The following is a 22744-nucleotide window of genomic DNA, read 5'->3' as shown; positions in this document are numbered from 1 at the left end:
GTTACGTGATCGCGCTCTCGCGGAGGAGTGTCGACATCGTGTCGTAGTCGTAGAACTGGTACATGTCCCACACGAACGCCGTGTGGGCCCACAGGAACCTGGCCAGCGTCCCGATCTCGTGCGGAGCGCTGCGGTGAGCCTGGTCCAGGTAGGCCAGGTCGGCGGCGCACGTCTCGCGCAGTCGCGTACGCGCGACGTCCAGTGCCTGATCCTCGGCGATCCCGTCCGCCGCGTAGATCCGCTGCAGCAGCGACACCGCGTTGAGCTTGCCTTCGTTGCGTTCCCTTGCCTCCGATCGCAGATCGTTGGCGAGCCGGAAACAGCGGGCGGCCGCGAGGATCATCGGGGCGACCATGTCGAACGCCCGCGCGGCGGCCGGCTCTCCACCCACCACGCATGCGGTGACCGTGTACGGCCGCATCGCGATGGTGGTCATGCCGTTGTCGAGGTACGCCTCGTAGCTGGGGAGGTCGTCGGTGGCGAGGGCCTGGTGCCACCGGCGTTCGACCAGCATGCCGCGCACGACCTCGGCCATTCCGTCGTCCCAGGCCCCGTCGAGGCTGTCGAACAGCGGGTAGCGGGCGAGGTCGCGGCGGTTGGCGTCGAAGGCGGCCAGCAGCAGGTCGGGTGCACGCCGCCCGGGCTGGAGGAATCGGGCGCCCCACGCCTCGACCACCTCGTCGGGAACGGCGGGGTCGTCGAACACGTCGTCCACACCGAAGATCCACAGCCACCACCGGGTGAGAAGGCTGAGCTCCGGCACCGCCAGCAGGGGCATGCCTACGGCGGCGATCAGCCCGCACGCGGCGGTTACAGAGCTCCGGCGCACCACCGGGTAATCGCGCAGCCAACGCTCGCTCGCGTCGGTGACCTCACGGGCACGAGCGAGTAACCGCGTACGGTCGGCCGTGGGCAGACTCGCCAGAAAACCCACGGTGATGTTGCCCACCGCCGCTCCCGGGACGTTCAGAACATGCGGACAAGCGACAGTAACCCCACCCGGTCGGCCAGGGGAACTGGCACGGTGGCTCGCTGCCGGATCGGGTCGACTTGGCTGCCGGTCCGGCCAAGTCCCGTGCCCAATCCGCATGGACAGTCAGAGAGTCATAAGTCCGGGTATAGCACTTAGGAGCTTGTAAATACTTTCGAGGCTTATCGCCTGCTTCATCATCGCTCGATGTCGCGATGTCTCGGCTGCGCTGATCCGATGGCCTCGGCGTCCAGGCTGTACAGGATCACGTGCGCACCGTTGATCACTGCCGGATCGTAGACCGCGGAAGGTTCGGGGAAGGTCGGCTGCCTAGCGTCCTTCGCATCGTGCACCACCGATGCGGAGGAGAGAGCCAATGTCCGAGACCGCCACCCGCCCTGCGCTCAACGGCGTGGACGTTCCGGCCCTGTTCACGACCCTGAACGCGGTGAAGGCCAGCCCGCAGATCGCCGGCTTCCAGTTCCGGGCCCGTAACACCTGGATCAGCGGCACCCACAACCGTTCGACCATCCAGGGGTTCTACGGCGCGGGCCAGGAGGACACCAGCCGTACCGAGCCGTTCGTGTACGACGCGGACCATCCGGCCGTGCTCGTCGGCAACAACCACGGGCCGACTCCCGTGGAGTTCCTGCTGCACGCGATCGCGGCCTGCCTCACCGCCGGGCTCGCGAACATCGCCGCCGCCCGCGGCGTCGTCCTGCGGCGGGTCGAGTCGACCGTCGAAGGTGACATCGACCTGCTCGGCATCCTGGGCCTGGCGCCCGAGGTCCGCAACGGATACCGGCAGATCCGGGTGAATTTCCTGATCGAGGCGGACGCGCCCGCCGAGCAGCTTGCCGCGCTGATCGAGCAGTCGAAGCGCCGGTCGGCTGTGTACGACGTGCTCGTCAACGGCACCGACGTGGTCATCGACGTCGAGACGTCCTGAACCGTCCGCGATGACCGACCGGGAGGCGGAATGGACAACCGATGGGACGCGGTGGTGGTCGGCGCCCGGGTGGCCGGCGCGACGACCGCACTGCTGCTGGCCCGCGCCGGCTTGCGGGTGCTCTGCATCGACCGGGCCCGCCACGGCAGCGACACGCTGTCCACGCATGCGCTGATGCGGGCCGGCACGCTGCAACTGCAGCGCTGGGGGCTGCTCGACGCCGTCCTGGCGGCCGGCACCCCGGCCGTACGCCACACGATCTTCCACTACGGCCGGGACGACGTACCCGTCTCGATCCGCCCCGCGGCCGGCGTGGACGCCCTCTACGCCCCGCGCCGGACCATCCTCGACGCGGCGATCGCGAACGCCGCCGTCGAGGCCGGGGCAACGGTACGCTTCGGCACCACGGTCACCGGCCTTCTTCGCGACCCGGACGGGCGGGTGGCCGGGGTGGCCACGCGTACCCGCAACGGCGCCGCCCGGGCGGAACGCGCGGCGCTGGTGATCGGCGCCGATGGTCGCGGGTCGCTGGTCGCCCAGGCGATCGGCGCGCCGATCGAGATGTCCGGCCAGGCCTCGTCGGCCTTCCTCTACGGATACTGGACAGGCCTGGACGTGACCGGGTACGAGTGGTTCTACCAGCCCGGGATCAGCGCCGGCGCTATCCCGACCAACGACGGCCTGACCTGTGTCTTCGTCGGAACCACCGAGGCGCGCGCGGCCGTCCTCGTCAGCGGCGGCGGCACCGGCGGCGCGTTCCGGCAGCTGGCCGGCCGTACGCCGATCGCGGCGCGCGTGGCCGGGGCCGGGCGAGTCGGCGGCCTGCGGTACGCCCGCGGCCGACCCGGCTATCTTCGCCGTTCCTGGGGGCCGGGCTGGGCGCTGGTGGGCGACGCCGGGTACTGGAAGGATCCGCTGAGCACCCACGGCATCACCGATGCGCTGTGTGACGCCGAACTGCTGGCCCGTGCGGTGCTGTCCGCCCCGGAGCCCGGCCCGGATCAGCTCGACGCCCTCGCCGGATACCAGTCGATCCGCGACGAACTGGGCCGGCCGATGCTTCGCGTGACCGATCGCATCGCGTCGCACGACTGGGATCTGATCGAGGTACGGCGGCTGCTCATGGAGCTCGCGTCCGCGATGACCGAGAAGCTGGAGCGGATCGGCACGGTCCCAGCGGCGGACGAAGTGGTTAACATCCGGTGAGAGGTCGGTGATGGACGTCCGGATTACCCTGTTGGGCGGCTTCGAGGTGGTCATCGACGGTCGCCAGGTGCCGCCGGCCGAGTGGCGGCGGCGGCAGGCGGCCGCGCTCGTCAAGATCCTGGCGCTGCTGCCCACCCGATCCCTGCACCGCGAACGGGTGATCGATGCGCTCTGGCCCGGCATCGACGTGGCCGACGCCGCGCCGCGGCTGCACAAGGCCGCGCACTACGCCCGGCGTTCGCTGGGCGGTGCCGGGTCGGTCGTGCTTCGCGGCGAGGCCGTCGCGCTCTTTCCGGACGCCGAGGTCGACGTTGACGCCCAGCGGTTCCAGCGGCTGGCCGAGTCGGCCATGGCTGCGGGCGACGCACGGGCGGCCGGGTCCGCGGCCGATCTGTACACCGGGGAGCTGCTGCCTCAGGACCTCTACGAATCGTGGGCCGAAGCGGCCCGGGAACGGCTGAGATTACTGTATTTGCGGGTTCTGCGGGCGGCCGAGCGCTGGGAGGCCCTCGCCGCCGCCGACCCCGGCGATGAGCAGGCGCATGTCGCTCTCATGCGGCGCCTGGCGGAGGCCGGCGACCGGCACGCCGCGGTGCGCCAGTTCGAGCGGCTCGAGCGTGGCCTGCGACGCGAGCTGGGCGTCCGGCCGAGTGCCGCCGCGGTACGCCTCCGCGACGAGTTGCTCGCCGCGGATGGCGCCGCGGCAGACGGCCTGGTCCGGGCGCCGCTCGTCGGCAGGGCGGCGGAGCAGGCGCGCCTCGCCGCGGTACTCGACGCCGCGCACCAGGGCCGAGGACGTGTCCTGTTCGTCGGCGGCACCGCAGGGATCGGCAAGACCGCACTGCTCGCCGGCCTCGCAGCCGCCGCGTCGGCCCGGCGCATGCGGATCGGCGCCGGCGTGTCGGCCCGGATCGAGGGCGACTGGCCCTACGCCCCCATCCTGGAGGCGCTGGCCGATCTGTGCCGGCACCACCCGACTCTGCTCGACGGGCTCGACGACGCGTTCCGGGACGAGATCGAGCGCGCCCTCGCCGGGCGGCATTCCCCCTGGGACGGTCAGGGCGCTCACCAACGGCTGTTCGTCGCCACCGCCGAACTGCTCCGGCTGGCTGCCGCGGGCTCGGGTGCGGTGCTGATCGTCGACGATGCCCACGACGCCGATCACGCCAGCCTTCGCCTGCTGCACTACCTGGCGAGGAGCACCGTCACCGAGCGCCTCGTGATCGCGGTCGGGCACCGGCCGGTCGCCGCCGGAGCGCTGGCCGACGTGCGGCGCAGCCTGCTCGGACGGTACGGCGCGGACGAGCTCGAACCGGCGCCGCTGGACGGTGCGGCTGCGGCGGCGCTGACCCGGCGGCACCACCCCGGCGCCGATCCGGCGGTCATCGACGCGGTCTACCACGCGTCCGGTGGTCTGCCGTTCGCGGTCATCGAGATCGCCCGGGCCGCGGCGGCCGACCGCTCGGACTGGACCAGAGCGCTGCTGCCCGCGAGCCTGACGGCACCGGCGTTGCGGGCGCTGTCGTCGGCCGCGGTGCTCGGCGCGACCCTCGACACCGACGAGTTCACCGGCCTCACCGGGCTGTCCGACGAGGACGCCTACGCCGTTCTCGACGAGTCGCTCGATCAGCGGATCCTGCATCGGACGAGCGCCGGCTACGCCTTCCGGCACGCGCTGCTCCGCGAATGCCTGCTCGACACGATGGGGCCGGACGAACTGCGGACTGCCCATCTGGACGCGGCACGCACCCTGGAACGGCTCGGCCGCTCGCCGGCCCGGATCGGGCACCATCTGGTTCAGGCCGGGCACGAGTCCGCCGCGGTGCCCTGGATCCTGAACGCCGCCGAGACGCAAGCGGCGCTCGGCGCGTACCGCGACGCTCTCGCCACGCTGGACACCGTGCGCGACGCCGCCTCCGGCGCGGACCTCGCGCGCCTGCTCGCTCTGCGTGCCGACCTGCTCAGCGCCTGCGCGGACCTCGGCGCGCTGACCGCGTACGGCGACGCGTTGAAGATCGAGTCGGAGCCGGCGGCGCGGGCCCGGCTGCGCACGCGGCTGGCCCGGGCGGCGACCATCGCCGGCGATCTGGACACCGCCCAGCTCGCCCTGGCCGGCCTGGACATCGACGGGAGCGACAACGATGCCGCGCTGTTGCTCGCCCGTGGCCACCTGGCGTTCTACCGCAACGACTTCGTCGCCGCCGAAGCCGCCGCCGAGGAGGCGCGCCGCCGCATCGCGCTCGGCGCCAAGAGCTGGCGCCTGTTCGACCTGATCACTCTCCAGGGCCTGCTGGCGCACTATCGGGGCGAGTGGTTCCAACGGCTGCGTACCGAACTGCGCACCGGACTGACCCGGCCGGAGCTGGCCGTCGGGCTCTTCGACTCGCACCTCTGCGTCGCCGAATACCTGCTGTACGGCCCGACCCCGTACGACGAGGTTCTCGCCCTGGCCGGTGGCCTGCGGGACACCGCGGAGCGGGCGGGTGTGTTGCGGGCGGTCGCGTTCGCCGTGGCCCTTCGCGGGGAGGCAGCCCTGCTGAAGGGTGACCTGGAGCTGGCGGACACCGAACTGCGGGCCGCCGCCGACCTGCACCACGGTCTGGAGTCCCCGGCCGGCGAGGCACACTCCCTGCAGCGCCTGGCCGAGGTGCACCTGGCGCGCGGCGACCGGGCCACAGCCGACCGGCTGCTCCAGCGCTCGCTGCACCTGGCCCGCTGGTCCAGCATGGGACAGCACCTGCTGCATCGCATCTACGGCTGCATGATCGCGGCGGCACCGGACCTCGAGACCGCCCGAGCTGTCATCGACCGCGCCGAGGCGACCCTCGGAGGGCAGGACCACTGCACCTTCTGCGAGATCATGCTCGCCGCGCCGGCCGCCCAGGTGTGCGCCGACGCCGGCGACATCGCCGAGGCTCGCCGGCACCTGCGCGCGGCCGAGCGGTCGCTGACTTTGTGGGAGGGTACGGCCTGGGAGGCGTCCCTGATCGAGACGCGCGCTCACATCGCCCGCGCCGAGCACCAGAACGCCGAGGCGCAACGCCTCTTCCGGGATGCGGCGGCGCGGTTCGAGGCGGCCGGCCAGCCGCTCGACGCCCAGCGCTGCCGACATTAGCGGACGGAGCTTGCGGATCGCAGCGGGCGAGCACCTGGACACCGGCAACGGCCTCGTCTTGCTCCGCGCGAAAGGCCCGGACCGGCGGCATGCTCGGTCCATTCGACGGCCGGCTCAATCCGCCGTGCCTGAACTCCGGGCGATACGCGCCGGCGGCAGACGCATCGGGAGGAGCATCGTCTTGTGCCACCGCCGGGCGATATGTCGCCGCGGCCGGTTCACGTGAGGTGCTGGACCAGCTCCTTGCAGAAGGCGGGCAAATCGTCGGGCTTCCGGCTGCTGATCAGCGCACCCTTCCCCGCGCTGTCAACGACGACCTCCTCGTCCACCCAGTCCGCGCCGGCGTTTCGGAAGTCGGTCGCCAGCGACGGCCACGAGGTGATCCGCCGGCCACGAGGCACCCCCGCCTCGATCAGTACCCACCCACCATGACAGATCACCGCGATCGTCTTGCCCGCCTCGGCGAAACCCTTGACGAATCCCACCGCGTCCTTCGACATGCGCAACTGATCCCCGTTCGCCACCCCGCCCGGCAACACCAGCGCCGCGTAATCGTCGGCCGACGCCTCCGCCGCGGTCGTGTCGACGTCGAACTCGTCAGCCTTGTCCAAGTGGTGAAAGCCGCGTACCCGCCCTCTCTCCGGCGAGACCAGCACGGGCCGGTGCCCGGCCTGCTCGACCGCCTTCCACGGCTCGGTCAGCTCCACCTGCTCGATGCCTTCTTTGGCGACCAGAAACGCCACGTTCATCGCTACCGTCCTCCTCACCTCACGCGTTCCCTCGTCTCCTACCCTCCGCCCGGCCCAGCATGCGTCTTCGCCGGAAGTTCGACTCGGGATAGCGGCCCGGAATCGCGTACGCCGAGGTCTCGCCTCACCACCCGGGCCGGCGCCGCAATCAGCATTCGGTGGCCAGCGCTCGCAGATGGGCGGCAAACCCGCGTGGCGCGCGGCCGTCGGGGCGGGCGCTCGTGCGCACCGGGCAGCTGTCGTCGAGGACCACCCGCCGGCCCGCTGCGATCGCCCGGGCGACGAGCGTCTGGTCCTCGTCGCAGACCAGACCAGGGAAGCCGCCGGTCGCGAGGTACGCCGCAGCGCTGACGCCGAGGTTCGCGCCGTGGATGTGACCGGGTCGCCGGCGGTAGCGAGACTCGTAACGGCCGGGCAGTGCGGGCGGCCAGCCGGACCAGTCGTCGACCTCGACGGTTCCGGCCAGCAGGTCGGTGCCGGCGTTCGCGTGCCGTAGCTGCCAGCGCAGCCATTCCGCTGGCACCTCGCTGTCGGCGTCGGTGGTGGCCAACCACATCCACTGCGGACCCCGATTCAGGGCATGCGCCATTCCGGCCCGGCGGGCGCGGCCGACGTTGCGCTCGTTCACCCTGACCACCTCCGCGCCGCCGGCGTCAGCGAGCAGCGCGGTGTCGTCGGTGCAGGCGTCCGCGACGACGATCAGCCGCACCGGTACGGGGGTGACCAGCGTCGCGGCGATCCGCAGCGCGGCCAGGCTCCGCGGTAGCGAGCCGGCCACCCGGTCCAGCAGCAGTGCCAGATCGGTGTCGTCGAAGTAGTAGCCAAGCTCGGACAGGACGATCAGGTCGAAGTTCTCGTCCGGCCAGTCCTGCGGCATGCGCCCGGCCCGGACGCTGACCTGCGGCCGATCGGCGACCCGTCGAGCCGCGGTGCGTGCGGCGGCCTCGACCGCGTCCACCGCCAGCAGGCGGTCGCAGCGGGCGGCCAGCCGGGTGGTGAGCATGCCGGTGGAACAGCCCGGCTCGAAGCCCGAGCGGTAGTGGCGAGCCGGCAGGGCCTCCAGCGTGAGCGCGTGTTTGCGCGCTTCGTACCAGCGAGTCTCGAAGCTCCACGGGTCGCGGCTGCCGGCGTAGAGCCGCTCGAAGTAGCTCAACGGCGTGGTCACTCGAAGATCACCTCGAACGGGCGAGCGAAGCGGGCGAGCACGTGCGGCGGCAGGATCGCGGCGTCGGCCTCGGCCGGCCCGAGCGGCGCGGTCTGGCTCGGGAAAGCGCCTATCGCCGCCGCCTTGGCCGCTTGCGCGCGCGGCGTCAGGTCTACCCGACGGGCCTGCCGCCACGGCACGTCCGGATCATCGGGACGGGCCCAGTGCCACGCCCAGATCGGATACTCGAACAGCCGCGCTCCTGTCTCGGCGCAGGCCGCCGCCGCGGCCCGCCCGACTGCCTCGTGGTCGGGATGGCCGTCGCCCCGCCAGGTGGCCAGGCACCAGCGGCCGGGCGCGAGCAATCCGGCCAGTTGACCGGCGAGGGTGTCCTCGTCGATGCCGCCGTCGGGGTGGCCGAGCCGATAGATGGTCGTGTCGAGCCCGAGCCGGCGCATGGCCTCGCCGGTCTCGGCGCGCCGGATCGCGGCCAGTTCGTCCGGGGTATGGATGATCGAGCCCGGATGAGAGGCCTCCCCGTCGGTCACGGCGACCAGGTCGACCTCGCCCAGCATCGCCATCAGCCCGGCGACACCGAGGATCTCATCGTCCGGATGCGGCGCCACCACCAGCGGCGGGCTCGGCGGGTCGAGCGGGAGCGACGGCCACTGCGCCATCGCCCGCCACGCCTGCCAGTCCCGTTCGCGGGTCCCGTCGCCGACGATCGGCCTCACCATGGCAGATCCTCCTGCACGACCAGCCGGCCGAGCTGCTCGAGGTCACCCTCGGCGTGGCTCTGCCGCAAGTAGACGGTCAAATCGCTGACTCGCCGAGCATGCTCGGGGTTCCGGCACAGCGGACCGGCGCCCAGCGCCCGGCCGACCCGGTCGATGACCTCCGTCGCCGCCTGCTCGACGGTGGCCCGTACCCGCAGGGCAAGGCGGTCCGCGTCGGCTTTCGGATCGGCGTCGATGCGTGCCGCCGCCTCCGCCAGCACCGCCCGCGCCGCGCCCAGGGCCACCTCGACCGCACCGAGATGGGCGAGGGCGTGCGCGCCGAGATCTTTGCGGCGAGCCGCGGTGAACAGCGTGTCGGCGACGCCCAGCGCGCCGCCGAACCAGCATGCGGCGACGCCGACGCCGCCGTGCCAGAATCCGGGCCGATCCACGTACGCGCCAGGACCGCCGACCGGCCGGGCGGGCGCGTCGGTGAAGCGGACCGTGCGGCTGTCGCTGCCGGCCATGCCGATCGCCGGCCAGGTGCCCTCGATCGGCCGCGCGGACGGCGGCGCGTTGCGTACGGCGAACAATCGGATCCCGTCCTCGGCGGATGCGGTGACCAGGGCGTGGGTGCACCACTCCGCGCCGGAGCACCAGGGCCGGTCGCCGGTAAGCTGCCAGCCGGCCCCGGCGCGCTCGGCAGTGACGGACGATGGGGCCGCCGCCCAGACTCCCCAGCGCTCGGCAGCTGCGTCATTCCGGCCGAGATCGCCGAGCTCGGCGCGGATCGCGACCGCGTCCGCATGTCCCTCCGCGAGGCGGCACGCGACAAGGTCGGCACGACCCAGCGCCGCGAGCCCGCGCAGCCGTTCGGCGGTGGCGCCGTTTCCAGGCAGCGGCAGGTCGGGAAGGTCGATCACCAGCACAGCTGCCCAATACCCGGCGAGCCGCCGATCAACCGTGGCCCACCAGCGCCTACGACCGGCCACACGGCCGAACGGACGACTTGGGGGCACGCTGAAGCCAGCGGTCCAGCGGGGTCGCGCCGGGTCAGCGACCTGGGGATCCGCGCTCTCCGGCCAGGGCCGAGTGGCGGCGGCCGTAGAACCCGTACACGAAAATGCCGATCACGAACCAGACGGCAAAGCGAAGCCAGGTAATCGGGGAGAGAAACGTGATCAGCCAGAGCGAGAAGATCACGCCGATCGCCGGGACCACCGGCATGGCCGGCAGCCGGAACGCGCGAGGCAGGTCGGGGCGGCGGTAGCGGAGCACGATGACGGCGATGCAGACAACGACGAAGGCGAGCAGGATGCCGATGTTGGTAAGCTCGGCGGCCTCCTCGATCGGCAGGAAGCCGGCGATGATCGCGGAGGCCACGCCGGCGATCCAGGTCACCCGGGACGGCACCTGCCGGGTCGGGTGCAGCCGGGAGAACCAGGATGGCAGCAGGCCGTCGCGGCTCATCGAGTACCAGACCCGGGTCACGCCGAGCATGAACGTGAACATCACGGTGAGGATGCCGATGATCGCGCCGACCGCGATGACGTCGGCAAGGCCGGACAACCCGACGGCGGCGAACGCGGACGAGAAGCCGCTCTCCGGATCGATCTCGGTGTAGTTCTGCATGCCGGTGAGCACCAGGCAGGCCAGCACGTACAGAATCATCGAGATGACCAGCGAGTAGATGATCGCCTTGGGCATGTGCCGCCGGGCGTCGCGCGACTCCTCGGCAGCGGTGCTCATCGCGTCGTAGCCGAAGACGGCGAAGAACACCGTGGCCGCGCCGGTGATCGCGCCACCGACGCCGAACGGGAAGAACGGCGTGTAGTTGGCGGTGTCGATGTAGAACGCGCCCACCACGATCACCACCAGCACGACCACCACCTTGATGGCGACCACCACCGTCTCGGTCCGGGCCGCGGTGCGAATGCCTCGATTCAACAGGTACGCGATGAGCAGGCACAACGCGACCGCGAACAGGTCGACCACGTGCCCCTCGCCGGTGCCGGGGGCGCCCAGCATCCAGCTCGGCAGGTGCGCGCCGAGGTCGTCGAGCAGGAACGAGAAGTAACCGGAGATGCCGATGGCCACCACCGAAACGATTGCGGTGTACTCGAGGAGCAGATCCCACCCGATGAACCAGCCGACGACCTCGCCGAGCACCGCGTAGCCGTACGTATAGGCCGAGCCGGCCCGGGGGATCAGGCCGGCGAACTCGGCGTACGACAGGGCCGCGCAAGCGGAGGCCACCCCCGCTATCAGGAACGAGATGACGACGGCGGGACCGGCCGTCTTGTTGGCGACCGCCCCGGCGAGCGCGAAGATGCCGGCGCCGATGATGCCGCCGACGCCGATCGCGGTCAGCTGGAACAGACCCAGCGACCGCTGGAGGCCCGAGCCGCCCTCGTCCGTGATGTCCTCGACCGGCTTACGCCGGAAAAGCTCCGACCGCATGTTCATGACTATCGATCTACTCCACCGCGAACCACGGCGCCAATCGATCAATCATCGGTAGAACCGGTGCGCGTCAGCATGCCCGACATCACCTTGGCGGCCCGCGGGCAACCTAGGTCGTCTCGGCGGGTGGGCTCTCCGCCGTTTCGGCCGCCGCGAACAGGCGCTCCTCGTCCAAAGCGGACGTCTGCACCACCAGAACATCACAAACCGCATTGCGTACGACGCCGGCCGGCACCGAGCCCAGCATCTGTCCCTCGCTGGCACCCAGTCCGCGGTTACCCACGACGATGAGGTTGGCCGGGTTGGCGCCGACGGTGTCCAGCAGTGCCTGCGCCGGGTCGCCGGCCACCAGGCGCTGCTCGATGTACCGGGCCCGCTCCCGGGTCAGCCCGGTGACCGACTTTTCGAGGGCGTGGCGGGCGGCCGGCGCGCCGAAGATCTCCCGGTGGGCGCCGGAGACGGGCTCGGCCGGAACGTCGCCGGCGTCCCGGTAGGCGGTGACCACGACCAGCTTGGCCTGGGCGGCCTGCGCTACCTCGGCGGCGCGGTCCACGGCGTACAGGCTGGTGGGGGTGCCGTCGGAACCGACCACGACCCGGTCGTACACGCTGATGCTGCGCTTCGCGCCGAGCGGCACGATCGGCGACTCGTCGGCCTCGTCGGGCGGGTTGACCCAAAGCATCGCGACGGCGCCGATCGCCATCAGCGCGCCGGCCACCAGGATGGCGTTCGAGCCCTTGCCGCTGAGGAAGTGCTTGAAGATCCAGCCGAACGTGACCGTCTCGATCAGCATCGGCACGACGATCATCATGTTCAGGATGCCCATGTAGACACCGGTCCGCTTGGCCGGGACCATGCTGGCCACCATCAGGTACGGGATGCCGACCGCGCTCGCCCAGAAGATGCCCAGCCCGATCATCGAAACCAGCGCTACGTACTGGTTGCTGATGTGGGCCAGCCAGATCAGCGCCACGGCGGCCAGGCCGAGCGCGATGGCGTGCACCCGTTTGGCCCCGATCCGGCGGGCGAAGCCGACCAGGAACAGCGCCGAGATCATCGTGACGAAGTTGTAGGTGCCGTTCATCAGGCCACTCCACGCGATCGCCTGGTCCCAGGCCGGGCCGCCCTGCTCCGGGTTCGCGTGGAAGACGGTCTCGCCGAGGCTGACCGCCAGGAACTGCCAGTAGATGAACATCGCGTACCACTGGAAGAGGAAGACCACACCGATCTTGTGCATGGCCACCGGCATGGTCCGGACCGCGTCGGCGATGTCGCGGACGAAGTTGCCGACGGTCTTCGGCTGCGCCCGCATCTCGGCGAGTTCCTCGTCGGACGGCGTGCGCTCCTTGGTGCGCGCCATCGCGGTGAGCACCGTCAGCAGGATGCAGACCGTGCCGATCATGAAGCAGACATACCTCCAGTACGGGACGCCGTTGCCCGCCGTCTTCTCCAGCGCCGAGACCTTCTGCAGCAGGAAGAGCGAGATGTTGGCCAGCACCGCGCCCGCCCCGGTGAACATGCTCTGGGTCAGGAAGCCGCGGGCGAGCTGTGACTTGGGCAGCCGGTCGGAGATGAACGCCCGGTACGGCTCCATCGAGGTGTTGTTGCCGGCGTCGAGCAGCCAGAAGCAGATCACGCCGAGCCAGAGGACGCCGACGAATGGGAACGCGAACAGGATGATCGCGCAGAGGATCGCGCCCGCGGTCACGAACGGCCGCCGGCGGCCCCAGCGCGGACTCCAGGTGCGGTCGCTGATCGCGCCGATCAGCGGCTGGATGATCAGGCCGGTGACCGGGCCGGCCAGATTGAGGATCGGGAGCTGGTCGGGGGTGGCCCCGATCAGCAGGAACAGCGGGTTCACGGCCGACTGGGTGAGGCCGAAGCTGAACTGCACCCCGAAGAACCCGAGGTTCATCATCAGGATCGCGCCGCCGGACATCAGCGGCTTGCGTTCCACCTGGCCGGGGTCAGCGGCGAGCGGGGATGTCGTGGTGGTCATGGCGACCCCTTCGCCGCGTACGCGAAGTGCGCCGTGACCGTCGTCCGCTGAGCGCGGGTCAGGCGCGTTCCAGCACGGACGAGATTGTCCGTCGCCCCTCGGCGGGTACGACCGCGCCCCGGGCAAGGGCGGCGGGCACGTGTTCCTGATCGACAGATACGGACAACTGATCAAGGACATCGTGCTCGGCGATTGCCGGAACCGACATATCGAAAAACCGGTTCAGTGACGGTGTAGGTGACGGCCGGACCGGGCAACATGGCGGCATGTCGATAGATTCCGGGGAACTGCTGACCTGTCCGGCCCGTATCACGCTCGATGCCGCCCAACTGGCCTTTTTCGACAGGCTCCCCGCGGCGGCGCCGAGCGTCCAGTCAGAGCTCAGCTGCGAGCTCGAACGGGGTCATGAGGGTTCACACGCCGCGCTCGGCCAGCAAGTGGAGGCGACGACTTGGTGGGTCCAATGGACGCTCAGCGCTTCCGAGATCAACCCGTACACCTGGTGCCCGGTGCATCGGTCGCTGGACACCACCAGCCGGGACGACAAGGATTGCACGCTATTTGACGGACATCCCGGCCGGCATTCGTCCGCCCAGTGCTACTGGCACAGCAAGGAGGAGACTGAATCGGTTCAGTGATCAGGCCCGGCCCGGCCATCAAGGGGCCGTAGCGGCATCGGCGCACACCCCTAATACTTAAATCAAGCTATACGCAGGGTGCCTCCGATAAGGGCGGCCTGACCGGCGTGTTGCGTTCGGCGAAGCCGGGCACTGGCGGCTGCCCGGGACGTGCGGGCGTGTCGAGGGCTGCCGAGTTGATCACCTCAGCGACCGGCGGCATGCTGTCGCGGTGACATCGGCAAGCAAAGCACGGCGCGGCGAGGCACGACTGCCCTCCGCTTTGGTGGTCGTCGCGGCGATCGCGCTGTACGCGCTCCTGCCCGAGCAGCTGATCCTCGGGCCGCGCCTGGCCATCCCGGCGCTGGAGGCGGTGCTGCTGGGCGCTCTGATCGCGGTGAACCCACGCCGGATGACCCGTGACAACCGGTGGGAACGGGTGGCCGCCCTCAGCCTGGCCGGGCTGATCGCCGTGACCAACGCGGCCGCGCTTGTCCTGCTGCTGCGCCAACTGGTCTCGACCGGCAACGACCGTGCCGTCGAACTGCTCATCGCCGCCGGCCAGGTCTGGTTGACCAACGTGATCGTCTACGGGCTGGCGTTCTGGGAACTCGACCGCGGCGGACCGGTCGTTCGTACCCACCTGCCCCGCCATCAACTCCCTCGCGCGGACTTCCGGTTCCCGCAGGACGAGGACCACGACACCATCGACGAGGTGCAGGCCGGCTCCAGCAAGATCAGCGACTGGGTGCCGGCCATCGTCGACTATCTGTACGTGTCGTTGAGCAACTCCTCGGCGTTCAGCCCCACCGACACCATGCCCCTGTCGACCCGCGCGAAGATCCTGATGGGTATCGAGTCCACCTCCGCACTCGTGATCTCGGTGGTCGTGATCGCGAAAGGCGTCGGCAGCCTCAGCTGACCAGCCCCCGTCGTGTCATCCCGGCCGTGGCAGGTCTGGCCGTGTCCTCGCAAGCCGTTCGCGGAACGATTGCCTTTGGCCGGAACCCTCCGATTCGGCCGGCGGCCGCCGCTCTCGTAGCCCGGAGACTGGTCCGGATGTCCGCCCCGCTGCCCCTGCATCCTGCGTCAGGTCGGCGCCGGCAGCGTCACGGTTACGGTCAGGCTACCGTCGTCGTTCGGGGCGGCGGCGACCGTCCCGGCGTGGGCGCGCACGATCGACCGGACGATTGCCAGGCCCAGTCCGGTCGAACGGGCTCCGGCCGGTCGAAGCTCAGCCCGGCGCGCCGCAGCAACCGGGGCGCATTGTGTGCCCGCCGGGCCAGGGCGCGGACCCGCAGCACCAGCTCGTCGAAGACGAACGGTTTGGGCAGGTAGTCGTCGGCGCCGAGGGTCAGCCCGGCCACTCGGTCGGCGGCCTCCCCGGCTGCGGTGAGCATCAGGATCCGCGCGTCGTTGTCCCCCGTGGCGAGCGCCGTGCACACCTGGTCGCCGTGCACGAGCGGCAGGTGCCGATCGAGGATGACCACGTCGTACCGGTTGGCGCCGGCCTTGTGCAGCCCGTCGACGCCGTCGGCCGCCAGGTCGACCGCCATGCCCTGGTCCCGCAGGCCGTCCGCGATCTGCTCGGCCAGCACCGTCTCGTCCTCGATCAGCAACACCCGCACCTGGCACCTCCCGCCCCCGCAGTCTTGCGACCCGCGCACTACACCGCCGTTACAGCCACGGTGACAGCACCGTTGCCTCTCCCCTGCTGCACTGGCCCGACTGCGACCCAGGGGAGACAACGATGACGAAGACGGTAAGGCTCGGTTTGGCGGTCGCCATGCTGCCGCTCGCGCTGGTGGTGGTCGCGTGCGGCAAGCCGGCCGAGCACAAGGGGGTGGCATCGGCCGGCGGCAGCCCGGCCCCCCACCCGGCGGCCAGTGATCTCCGTGCTCGAACGCAAGGCCGAGATCGGACTGCGACGCTCGCTCGGCGCCACCCGCGGCCAGATCCGCCTGCAGTTCCTGGTCGAGTCGCTCCCGCTCGCCACGCTCGGCGGGATCGGTGGGGTGCTGCTCGGCATCGCGGTGACGGCCGGATACTCCGCCTACCAGGAATGGCCCGCCGTCGTGCCCGTCTGGGCCAGCGGCGGCGCGGTCGGCGCCACCCTGCTGATCGGCGGGATGGCCGGCCTGTACCCGGCGATCCGGGCGGCCCGCCTCACACCTACTGAAGCGCTGGCGTTGAGCTCCGGCTGATCCAGCTCCACGGCGTTCGCGAGCGGTTCAACGACGCCTTCCGGTTCACCGGCGGACGGTTCCAGGGCGAAGGGGCCAGGCCGCAGACCACGATCAGGCCGGTCGCCGTCAGGTATGCGGCGAGCTCATCGGCGTCGCCCTCACCCGGATCGAACGCCGGACGGCGTGACCGAGCCGAGCGGTGGACCCACCACCGTCAAATCGACTGTCTGCCTCCGCAGGAAGCGCCTTGTGCTACCGCGACTTCGGCCCCGCCCGAGCCCTTGATGACTGAATGTCACCCGGCAGGCCGCTCCTCCGTCGATCGGCTCCACGTCGATGGCGGCCGCCGGGCGCAGTTCTTACCGACCGATGACGTACCCGTCGCCGGTTGACCGTCCCGCACTCGGCCGCCCGTATCCGGTGGCGTCGGCACATCACCGGAGCCGGCCTCTGATCGGGAACTGAGGAGATCACCGCATGAGAAGCAGAAAGAACCGTCTCGCGCCGGCCGGGTCCCGGCCGGTCCGGCTCGCGATGGCGGCGGCGGTGCTCGTGGCCACCGGCGGCCTCGTCGTTGTGTTCGTGTCCAGCGGCGGCAAGGGCGCGGCGGACGCCGCCACCAGCCTCGACCAATTCGTCTCGATCCAGAACGTTCGATCGAACGTGCGCAACCCGAAGCCGGTCGCCGGCGCGTCGACCGGACGGTTCACCGTCGACTGCGGCACCAACGGCAACGGCAAGTTCAGCCCGGACAACCCGGTAGCGCAGCCGGGCATCAAGAACGGCGCCGAACACGTTCACGACTTCGTCGGCAACCTGGCGATCACCGCCAACTCATCCGACGCCGACCTCGTCGCGTCCGGCACCACCTGCCGCAACGGCGACAAATCCTCGTACTTCTGGCCCGTCGTGCGCATCGACAAGAGCGTCCGCAGCGACAACCGGATCCAGCAGGCCCTCGCCCAGACCCAGCCCACCATCGCCTGCCCCGCGGTACGCGACCGGCTGCCCGCCATCCCCGCCGCGGTGAAGAGCACCGTCGACCGTCGCCTGGCCGACCTCGACCGTCTCGAGGCCACCGCCAACCAGCGGATAACCGCCGGCATCGACCCGGCGCGCAACAATCAGATCCTCGACTGGCTCCGCGAACGCCGCGCCGCCCTGATCAAGACCATCAGCACAGCGACCGACGGCCGGGCCGCCGGCATGGTATCCCTGGTCGACTGCGACCTCAGCTACGACGGCCTGCACGCCGCCATGCACGGCGCCGACCACGCGAACAGCATCGCGGCCGCCGAGGCCGCCACCCCGCAGATCCAATGCCCCACCGTCCGTGACAAGCTGCCCGGCGTACCCACCCAGGCCGTCGCCGAGGTGAACCGCAACCTCGACGAACTCGACCGGCAGATCTCCGAGGCCGACGAACGGCTCGTCACCACCCGTGGCCAGGGCGGCCCCGACTTCATCGACAACGCCATACTCGGGCCGCTACGCGCCAAGCGCATCGCCGTGCTGGACCGCATCGCCACCTCCATCGGCCGGCAAGGCACCCGCCCGCAAGGCCTCGACGCCCTCGCCGAGTGCTCGCTGACCCAACCACCCACCGGCCAGACCGGCAGCACACCCGCCTCACCCAGTAACGCACCCACCAGCGCCGCCGCGCTGCCCGACCCACAAGGCCCCAATCTGGAGCTGCCCAACAACACCGGGGGCATCGTCCGCCCGGCCGCGGTCCTCATCGAGTACCGCGGAAACCCGACCAGCAAGGTCACGCCCATGCCCAAGTTCCTGCGCGAGCTCACCGGCGACGCCAAACCCACCAGCCGCGGGCCGGCCAACGCCCGCGCCACCTGGACCTGCTCCGGCTTCGCCGACCGGCTGTCCGACAAATACCCGATCTGCCCGCCCGGCAGCCTGGTCCAACGGATTCAGGACTTCCCCGGGTGCTGGGACGGCACCAACCTCGACAGTGCCAACCACCGCAGCCACGTCGCGTTCGCCGACAAGACCACCGGCGCCTGCCCCGCCGGCTTCGTCGCCATCCCCCAGCTACGCATCACCATCTCCTACCGCATCCCCCACGACGTGCAGACCAAGGGCCAGTACGCCCTCGACTCGTTCCCCGAGGAAAACCACAACCCGTTCTCCGACCACAACGACTTCATCAACGTCAACTCGGAACGGACCATGCAGCACATCGCCGCCTGCCTCAACAACGGAAAAGCCTGCCGCTGAGAGCGGGCGCCGCCGTAGCCTCCTTCCGCCCGCCGGTGGGAGGCGACGGCAGGGGCGCCAATCGCCGACGAAAGCGGATTCGTGAAGGGCGCGGGTCATGCGGTCTACGACTGTGTCCCCGGTCGCAACCCGTGCCCGGTTCCCGCACGCACACCACGACGGCGCGTGATACGCCACATCACCTGGCCCCGGCCCGCTGCCGCCGTAGCCGGCGCTCACCGTGCCTGCTCCGCGTCGGTGACCAACTGACGAGCCAGCCTCAAACCGGCCGCCGCCAGGCCGTCCGGGCCGAGGTGGGCCGCGTTCGTGTAGGCGGCGTCGATCAGCACGGTGAGCCGTTGCCCGGGAACCGGGCCGGCGGCCGCACCGGCCAGGGCGGTGCTTAACGCGACCAGGCGGCCCGCCAACCCTTCCCGGTATCGGCGTGCCTCCGCCCGGGCCGGCGCTGCACCAGAAGCAGCACGGCTGCGGCGATGATGCGCCGGGTCTTCGAACTCGATGCCGGCGCCAAGCGCCGTCGCGGTGGTCTCCGCTCCAGCGGTTCCGGTCCGCATGATGTCATTCACCGGCGACATCGACTGCACCGGGAAGTCCGGGACGCCCAACGTGACGCAGTCACCGGCCGCGGTCATCGTTCCGGTGACTGTGGAAGTTGACCGCCGCCCCCCATCCCGACCAGGGCGACAGGCCGATCTGGTGCGCCCAGTTCGGCAGGTCCACCGCGGCGAAGGTGTAGTCGTAGACGTCCATGTCCAAGTTTCCGCTCAAGCAGTGCGAGCCGGCGCACCGCGCTCACCGACCAGCAGGTCGCCGAGGTCTTCCGCGTGGTCCGCGAGGAGGCGACCGGACTGCTCAGATTCCTGCTCGAGACCGCATGCCGACGAGAGGGCCTGCTCGCCCTCGACCGGCGATCTGCGAGAGCCTACGGCGTACGGCCGATCGTTGCCCACGCCGATGCGGTGACGTCTACTGGCCCCTGCTGGGGAAGCAGCGACGCACATCGGTCGCGTAACTCAAGGCGTCGCTCCGTGTCGAGCCCTCGGACGTAGTCACCGGCCGGGCCGACTCCGAGGGTGAACGGCTCCCACCATTCCTCGAAGGTCCGGAAGCGGGTCTGGACCGTCAGCATGGTTGACTCGATGTCTCGCAGCCCGGCCGCGACGAACAACTCGGTGAGGTGGCCTTCCCGGGCGCCGGCCAGCTGCGACTCGTCGTGTGCGTGCGGATCGAGATCTAGGACGGCATGCCAGAACACAGTCAGTGGACCACGGCCGCCGGCGTGGTCCCACACACATGCCGCGACCACACCGCCGGGACGGGTGACCCGTGCCATGTCGTGTAGACCCGCCACGGGGTCCTGCATGAAGTGCACGACCAGCTGAGCCAGGGTGAAGTCGAAAACCTCTTCGGAGAAGGGCAGCCGCTCCGCCGAGGCACGCCGAACATCAACCCCGGGAAAACGGATGCGGGTCGCTGCGACAAAGGCGTCCGACGGATCGATCGCCGACACCGCTTCAGCCCCCATCCGTTCGACCAGCTCGGAGGTCAACGCACCGGTCCCGCAACCGACGTCCAGCGCCCGCCGACCCGGTACGACACCGGCGAAGGTTGCGAACCGTCCCGCCAACGGCTCGGAGTACCGACCCATGAACCGCCCGTACGCCTCTGCGCGAACCTCGAAGCTCACGTCCACAGGTTAGCCATGACCGGTCGATGACGACCTGGAACGCAGGGCTCGTGCCGGGCGGCTCCTCAGCGCGGGCCGTGCTGCGGCTGGGCACCGACGCTGAACCAACAGACATCGACATGTCAGCACATCGAAAAACAGGGATCTCGACGGTTTGCGTTCGTCTCAGCGTAAAGTGTCGCTCATCGACAGCCATCGACGTCTTTTGATCATCGTCGCAACGTTGCATCGGAGAACTCCCTCATGATCCGATCAGCTCGCGCCACCGTCCTGCTCCTGGCCGCATCCGTCGCGGTCGTTCCCTTCGCACCGGCCGCGCACGCCACCGCGCCGCCCCGCTACACCGTCACCGAGCTGAGCACGCCCGCCGGCAGCACCAGCGGGGCCAACGCGATCAGCAACTCCGGCATCGTCGCCGGCAACGTGACGGGCGCCGACTCCGTGCCGCACGCGGCCAGGTGGAGCGCCGCCGGCGCCCGCACCGACCTCGGCGGCCTGCCCGGCGGTTCGACAAGCATCGCCAACGGCGTCAACGACTCCGGCCAGGTCGCCGGCTCCGCCGACCGCACCGGCGGCGGCTACGCCTACCCGGTGCGATGGAGCGCCGCCGGCGCCATCCAGGACCTCGGCGGCACGCAGACCAACCGCCTCGGCCAGGGCCTGGCCATCGACGCGTCGGGCCGGGTCGCAGGCGGCCAGCGCCCGGCGAACTCGGAGGGCGACCCGTACGGCATCCTCTACGGCGTCGATGGCACCCCGACCGCGCTCGGCGACGTCGGCCTCGCCCGCGGGATCAACGGCCGCGGCCAGGTCGTCGGCGGCCCCGGCCCGTACGTCTGGCAGTCCGGCACCCTGACCACGCTGCCCGGCCTGCCCGGCGGCGGGGGCGGCAGCGCCTACGGCATCAACAACGCCGGCCTCATCGTCGGTATCGCGGGCACGGCCTCCGGCTCGCACGCCGCGACCTGGCGCAACGGCGCCATCACCGACATCGGGACCGTGGACGGCATCCAGTTCAGCACCGCCCGCGCGGTCAACGCCGCCGGCCAGGTCGTCGGCACGTCCGACCCGCTGTGCTCGCCGTGCGTGGCCCCGCGCGCCTGGATCTGGCAGTCGGGCACCACGATCACGGCGCTCGACACGCTGGTCCCGGCCGGCTCGGGCTGGACGCTGCGCGAGGCCAACGGCATCAACGACCGCGGCGAGATCGTCGGCGTCGGCCTGCACAACGGCGTCCTGCGCGGCTACCGCCTCACGCCGACCCGGTCCGCCAACGTCAACTTCGCGCCATCGGGCGCCGCGCTCCCGGCCGGCTACGTCGCCGACACCGGCGCGGCCTACGGCACCCGCGGCGGCGGCCTGTCCTACGGCTGGAACATCGACAACACCGCCAACGCCCGCGACCGCAACGCGGCCGGCTCGCCCGACCAGCGCTACGACACGCTCACCCACATGCAGAAGGCGGGCGGCGCCACGACGTGGGAGCTGGCGGTGCCCAACGGGACGTACACGGTGCACGTCGTGGCCGGCGACCCGATCAACACCGACAGCACGTACCGCATCGCGGTCGAGGGCACGGTGACGGCCGCCGGCACCCCGACGACCACCAACCACTGGGTCGAGGGCACGTCCCGAGTCACGGTCGCCGACGGCCGCCTGACAATCACCAACGCCAGCGGCGCGGCAAACAACAAGATCGACTACGTGGACGTGATCGCCGGCTGACTGCGGCGGCGTTTCGCTACCGGATCACGAGTGAACGACCGGTTCGTCGGCCGGCTTTTCATGATCCCCTCTCGGCGATGAAGTCCTCACTCACGACGACGTCGCACGAGCGGCTCCGCGGGCGACATCCGCCCGGCTTCTCCGCGCCGCCTGGAAGACCCGGCTCCGTGGCACGGCGGTTGACCGGAGGTTGCCGCCGACCCGTGACTGCTTCGAGATCAGCGCCCCGTTGACTGATCGTCGTGGATGAGCACGGGGGTCGGGTCGCGCTGCTCGAGCCGGCGAGCCGGGCGGCGCCGTCGTCGTCGAAGGCACACCGGTGGACGCTGGCCGCGTTCCTGATGGTGCTCGTGGCCACCTGGTGGCGCCCCATCTACCCGGCCGAGCAGGCCCTGCACCACTCGCTGACCGCGCTCGGCCTGCTGGCGCTGCTGCTGGTGCACCGGCGCCGCCCGCTGCCGTACGCGTCGTTCCTGCTGATCCTGATCTTCCTGACCCTGCACACGATCGCGGCGCGGTGGATCTACTCGTTCGTGCCCTACGACGACTGGACCGAGCACCTATTCGGCTTCCGAACCGCCGACGTGTTCGGCTGGCACCGCAACCACTTCGACCGCCTGGTGCATGCCAGCTACGGCCTGTGTTTCGGCCCGGTCGTCTTCTGGGCCCTGCGGGAGTGGCGCGGCCTACGGACGCGCTGGGCCGCGCTGCTCGCGGTCGACGTGGTCCTCTCCACCAGCGCGCTGTACGAGCTGTTCGAGTGGGCCATCGCGATGACGCTCGCACCCGGCGCGGCCGAGGCGTACAACGGCCAGCAGGGCGACATGTGGGACGCGCACAAGGACATGACGTTCGCCACGCTCGGCGCCATTGTCGGGGTCGCCGTCGCCGTCGCCCGCCGGCGGCGGCCAGCTCACGCTGGGCGAGCCGGTGAGCGCCCGTGACTTTGTCGACCCGGCCCTCCAGATCTCTGTTGTAGATGC

Annotated in this window: 18 protein-coding genes and 2 pseudogenes; 9 read left to right on the top strand and 11 right to left on the bottom strand. The window is 70.7% G+C overall.

Annotated features, from left to right (window positions below; genetic code table 11):
- Nucleotide 1: 1 nt before the first annotated feature.
- Entirely contained in the window at nt 2-949 is a 948-nt protein-coding gene (locus ODJ79_RS31900) for a terpene synthase family protein (protein WP_263027333.1), read from the bottom strand.
- 397 nt (nt 950-1346) lie between these two features.
- On the opposite strand from ODJ79_RS31900, the gene ODJ79_RS31895 reads away from it, so the two are divergent.
- From ODJ79_RS31895 to ODJ79_RS31885, 3 genes are read left to right on the top strand one after another with little or no spacing between them, the layout of a single operon-like run.
- A complete protein-coding gene (locus tag ODJ79_RS31895) occupies nt 1347-1919 on the top strand; it encodes an OsmC family protein (RefSeq protein WP_263027332.1) in 573 nt (190 codons plus the stop codon).
- Between the two features lie 30 nt (nt 1920-1949).
- Nucleotides 1950-3125: an FAD-dependent oxidoreductase gene (locus tag ODJ79_RS31890; RefSeq protein WP_263027331.1), complete on the top strand. Its 1176-nt coding sequence runs from the start codon at nt 1950-1952 to the stop codon at nt 3123-3125.
- A 10-nt stretch (nt 3126-3135) separates the two neighbouring features.
- Complete coding sequence (locus ODJ79_RS31885; protein ID WP_263027330.1) at nt 3136-6240, top strand: ATP-binding protein; 3105 nt, start codon at nt 3136-3138, stop codon at nt 6238-6240.
- A 218-nt stretch (nt 6241-6458) separates the two neighbouring features.
- Here the strand turns inward: ODJ79_RS31885 and ODJ79_RS31880 are convergent, their stop codons facing one another.
- From ODJ79_RS31880 to ODJ79_RS31855, 6 genes are all read right to left on the bottom strand, one after another.
- Nucleotides 6459-6989 carry a type 1 glutamine amidotransferase domain-containing protein gene (locus ODJ79_RS31880; protein WP_263027329.1) on the bottom strand — a complete coding sequence of 177 codons (531 nt, stop codon included), beginning with the start codon at nt 6987-6989 and terminating at the stop codon, nt 6459-6461.
- 148 nt (nt 6990-7137) lie between these two features.
- A complete protein-coding gene (locus tag ODJ79_RS31875; protein ID WP_263027328.1) occupies nt 7138-8154 on the bottom strand; it encodes an SAM-dependent methyltransferase in 1017 nt (338 codons plus the stop codon).
- Nucleotides 8151-8870 carry a PIG-L deacetylase family protein gene (locus tag ODJ79_RS31870; RefSeq protein WP_263027327.1) on the bottom strand — a complete coding sequence of 240 codons (720 nt, stop codon included), beginning with the start codon at nt 8868-8870 and terminating at the stop codon, nt 8151-8153. The genes ODJ79_RS31875 and ODJ79_RS31870 overlap by 4 nt, the downstream gene beginning before the upstream one ends.
- Entirely contained in the window at nt 8864-9772 is a 909-nt protein-coding gene (locus ODJ79_RS31865; RefSeq protein WP_263027326.1) for an acyl-CoA dehydrogenase, read from the bottom strand. Before ODJ79_RS31865 ends, ODJ79_RS31870 begins: the two co-directional genes overlap by 7 nt.
- A gap of 130 nt (nt 9773-9902) precedes the next feature.
- Nucleotides 9903-11309 (bottom strand): amino acid permease, encoded by a 1407-nt coding sequence (locus tag ODJ79_RS31860; protein ID WP_263027325.1) that lies wholly within the window; start codon nt 11307-11309, stop codon nt 9903-9905.
- Between the two features lie 112 nt (nt 11310-11421).
- Nucleotides 11422-13311 carry an MFS transporter gene (locus ODJ79_RS31855; protein WP_263027324.1) on the bottom strand — a complete coding sequence of 630 codons (1890 nt, stop codon included), beginning with the start codon at nt 13309-13311 and terminating at the stop codon, nt 11422-11424.
- Nucleotides 13312-13577: 266 nt separating this feature from the next.
- Here ODJ79_RS31855 and ODJ79_RS31850 point away from each other — a divergent pair, with 266 nt between their 5' ends.
- Nucleotides 13578-13949 (top strand): hypothetical protein, encoded by a 372-nt coding sequence (locus tag ODJ79_RS31850; protein WP_263027323.1) that lies wholly within the window; start codon nt 13578-13580, stop codon nt 13947-13949.
- Nucleotides 13950-14160: 211 nt separating this feature from the next.
- Nucleotides 14161-14850 (top strand): hypothetical protein, encoded by a 690-nt coding sequence (locus tag ODJ79_RS31845; RefSeq protein WP_263027322.1) that lies wholly within the window; start codon nt 14161-14163, stop codon nt 14848-14850.
- A gap of 304 nt (nt 14851-15154) precedes the next feature.
- Here the strand turns inward: ODJ79_RS31845 and ODJ79_RS31840 are convergent.
- Nucleotides 15155-15556, bottom strand: a pseudogene (locus ODJ79_RS31840) (response regulator transcription factor); the annotation flags it as partial.
- A gap of 258 nt (nt 15557-15814) precedes the next feature.
- On the opposite strand from ODJ79_RS31840, the pseudogene ODJ79_RS31835 reads away from it, so the two are divergent.
- Nucleotides 15815-16132: pseudogene (locus ODJ79_RS31835) on the top strand (ABC transporter permease); the annotation flags it as partial.
- Nucleotides 16133-16591: 459 nt separating this feature from the next.
- Nucleotides 16592-18349, top strand: coding sequence for a DUF1996 domain-containing protein (locus ODJ79_RS31830; protein WP_263027321.1), 1758 nt, complete (start codon nt 16592-16594; stop codon nt 18347-18349).
- Nucleotides 18350-18564: 215 nt separating this feature from the next.
- Here the strand turns inward: ODJ79_RS31830 and ODJ79_RS31825 are convergent, their stop codons facing one another.
- From ODJ79_RS31825 to ODJ79_RS31815, 3 genes are all read right to left on the bottom strand, one after another.
- Nucleotides 18565-18981, bottom strand: coding sequence for a hypothetical protein (locus ODJ79_RS31825; protein ID WP_263027320.1), 417 nt, complete (start codon nt 18979-18981; stop codon nt 18565-18567).
- Complete coding sequence (locus ODJ79_RS31820; RefSeq protein ID WP_263027319.1) at nt 18965-19117, bottom strand: hypothetical protein; 153 nt, start codon at nt 19115-19117, stop codon at nt 18965-18967. The genes ODJ79_RS31825 and ODJ79_RS31820 overlap by 17 nt, the downstream gene beginning before the upstream one ends.
- A gap of 154 nt (nt 19118-19271) precedes the next feature.
- Nucleotides 19272-20036, bottom strand: coding sequence for a class I SAM-dependent methyltransferase (locus ODJ79_RS31815; RefSeq protein ID WP_263027318.1), 765 nt, complete (start codon nt 20034-20036; stop codon nt 19272-19274).
- Nucleotides 20037-20279: 243 nt separating this feature from the next.
- Between ODJ79_RS31815 and ODJ79_RS31810 the strand changes: the two genes are divergently transcribed.
- On the top strand, nt 20280-21761 hold the full coding sequence (locus ODJ79_RS31810) for a hypothetical protein (protein ID WP_263027317.1): 1482 nt from the start codon (nt 20280-20282) through the stop codon (nt 21759-21761).
- 242 nt (nt 21762-22003) lie between these two features.
- A complete protein-coding gene (locus ODJ79_RS31805) occupies nt 22004-22705 on the top strand; it encodes a DUF2238 domain-containing protein (RefSeq protein WP_263027316.1) in 702 nt (233 codons plus the stop codon).
- Nucleotides 22706-22744: the final 39 nt, after the last annotated feature.

The organism is Actinoplanes sp. KI2 (assembly GCF_025630775.1).
In the GTDB taxonomy this organism is placed as follows: Bacteria; Actinomycetota; Actinomycetes; order Mycobacteriales; family Micromonosporaceae; genus Actinoplanes.
This window is presented reverse-complemented; position numbering and strand designations above follow the sequence as displayed.

What these genes read in the sequence shown, in the direction of transcription:
- ODJ79_RS31895 (WP_263027332.1), top strand. Translation starts at nt 1,347, where the DNA reads ATGTCCGAGACCGCCACCCGCCCTGCGCTCAACGGCGTGGACGTTCCG.
- ODJ79_RS31890 (WP_263027331.1), top strand. Translation starts at nt 1,950, where the DNA reads ATGGACAACCGATGGGACGCGGTGGTGGTCGGCGCCCGGGTGGCCGGC.
- ODJ79_RS31885 (WP_263027330.1), top strand. Translation starts at nt 3,136, where the DNA reads ATGGACGTCCGGATTACCCTGTTGGGCGGCTTCGAGGTGGTCATCGAC.
- ODJ79_RS31880 (WP_263027329.1), bottom strand. Translation starts at nt 6,989, where the DNA reads ATGAACGTGGCGTTTCTGGTCGCCAAAGAAGGCATCGAGCAGGTGGAG.
- ODJ79_RS31870 (WP_263027327.1), bottom strand. Translation starts at nt 8,870, where the DNA reads ATGGTGAGGCCGATCGTCGGCGACGGGACCCGCGAACGGGACTGGCAG.
- ODJ79_RS31860 (WP_263027325.1), bottom strand. Translation starts at nt 11,309, where the DNA reads ATGCGGTCGGAGCTTTTCCGGCGTAAGCCGGTCGAGGACATCACGGAC.
- ODJ79_RS31855 (WP_263027324.1), bottom strand. Translation starts at nt 13,311, where the DNA reads ATGACCACCACGACATCCCCGCTCGCCGCTGACCCCGGCCAGGTGGAA.
- ODJ79_RS31850 (WP_263027323.1), top strand. Translation starts at nt 13,578, where the DNA reads ATGTCGATAGATTCCGGGGAACTGCTGACCTGTCCGGCCCGTATCACG.
- ODJ79_RS31830 (WP_263027321.1), top strand. Translation starts at nt 16,592, where the DNA reads ATGAGAAGCAGAAAGAACCGTCTCGCGCCGGCCGGGTCCCGGCCGGTC.
- ODJ79_RS31825 (WP_263027320.1), bottom strand. Translation starts at nt 18,981, where the DNA reads ATGACCGCGGCCGGTGACTGCGTCACGTTGGGCGTCCCGGACTTCCCG.
- ODJ79_RS31810 (WP_263027317.1), top strand. Translation starts at nt 20,280, where the DNA reads ATGATCCGATCAGCTCGCGCCACCGTCCTGCTCCTGGCCGCATCCGTC.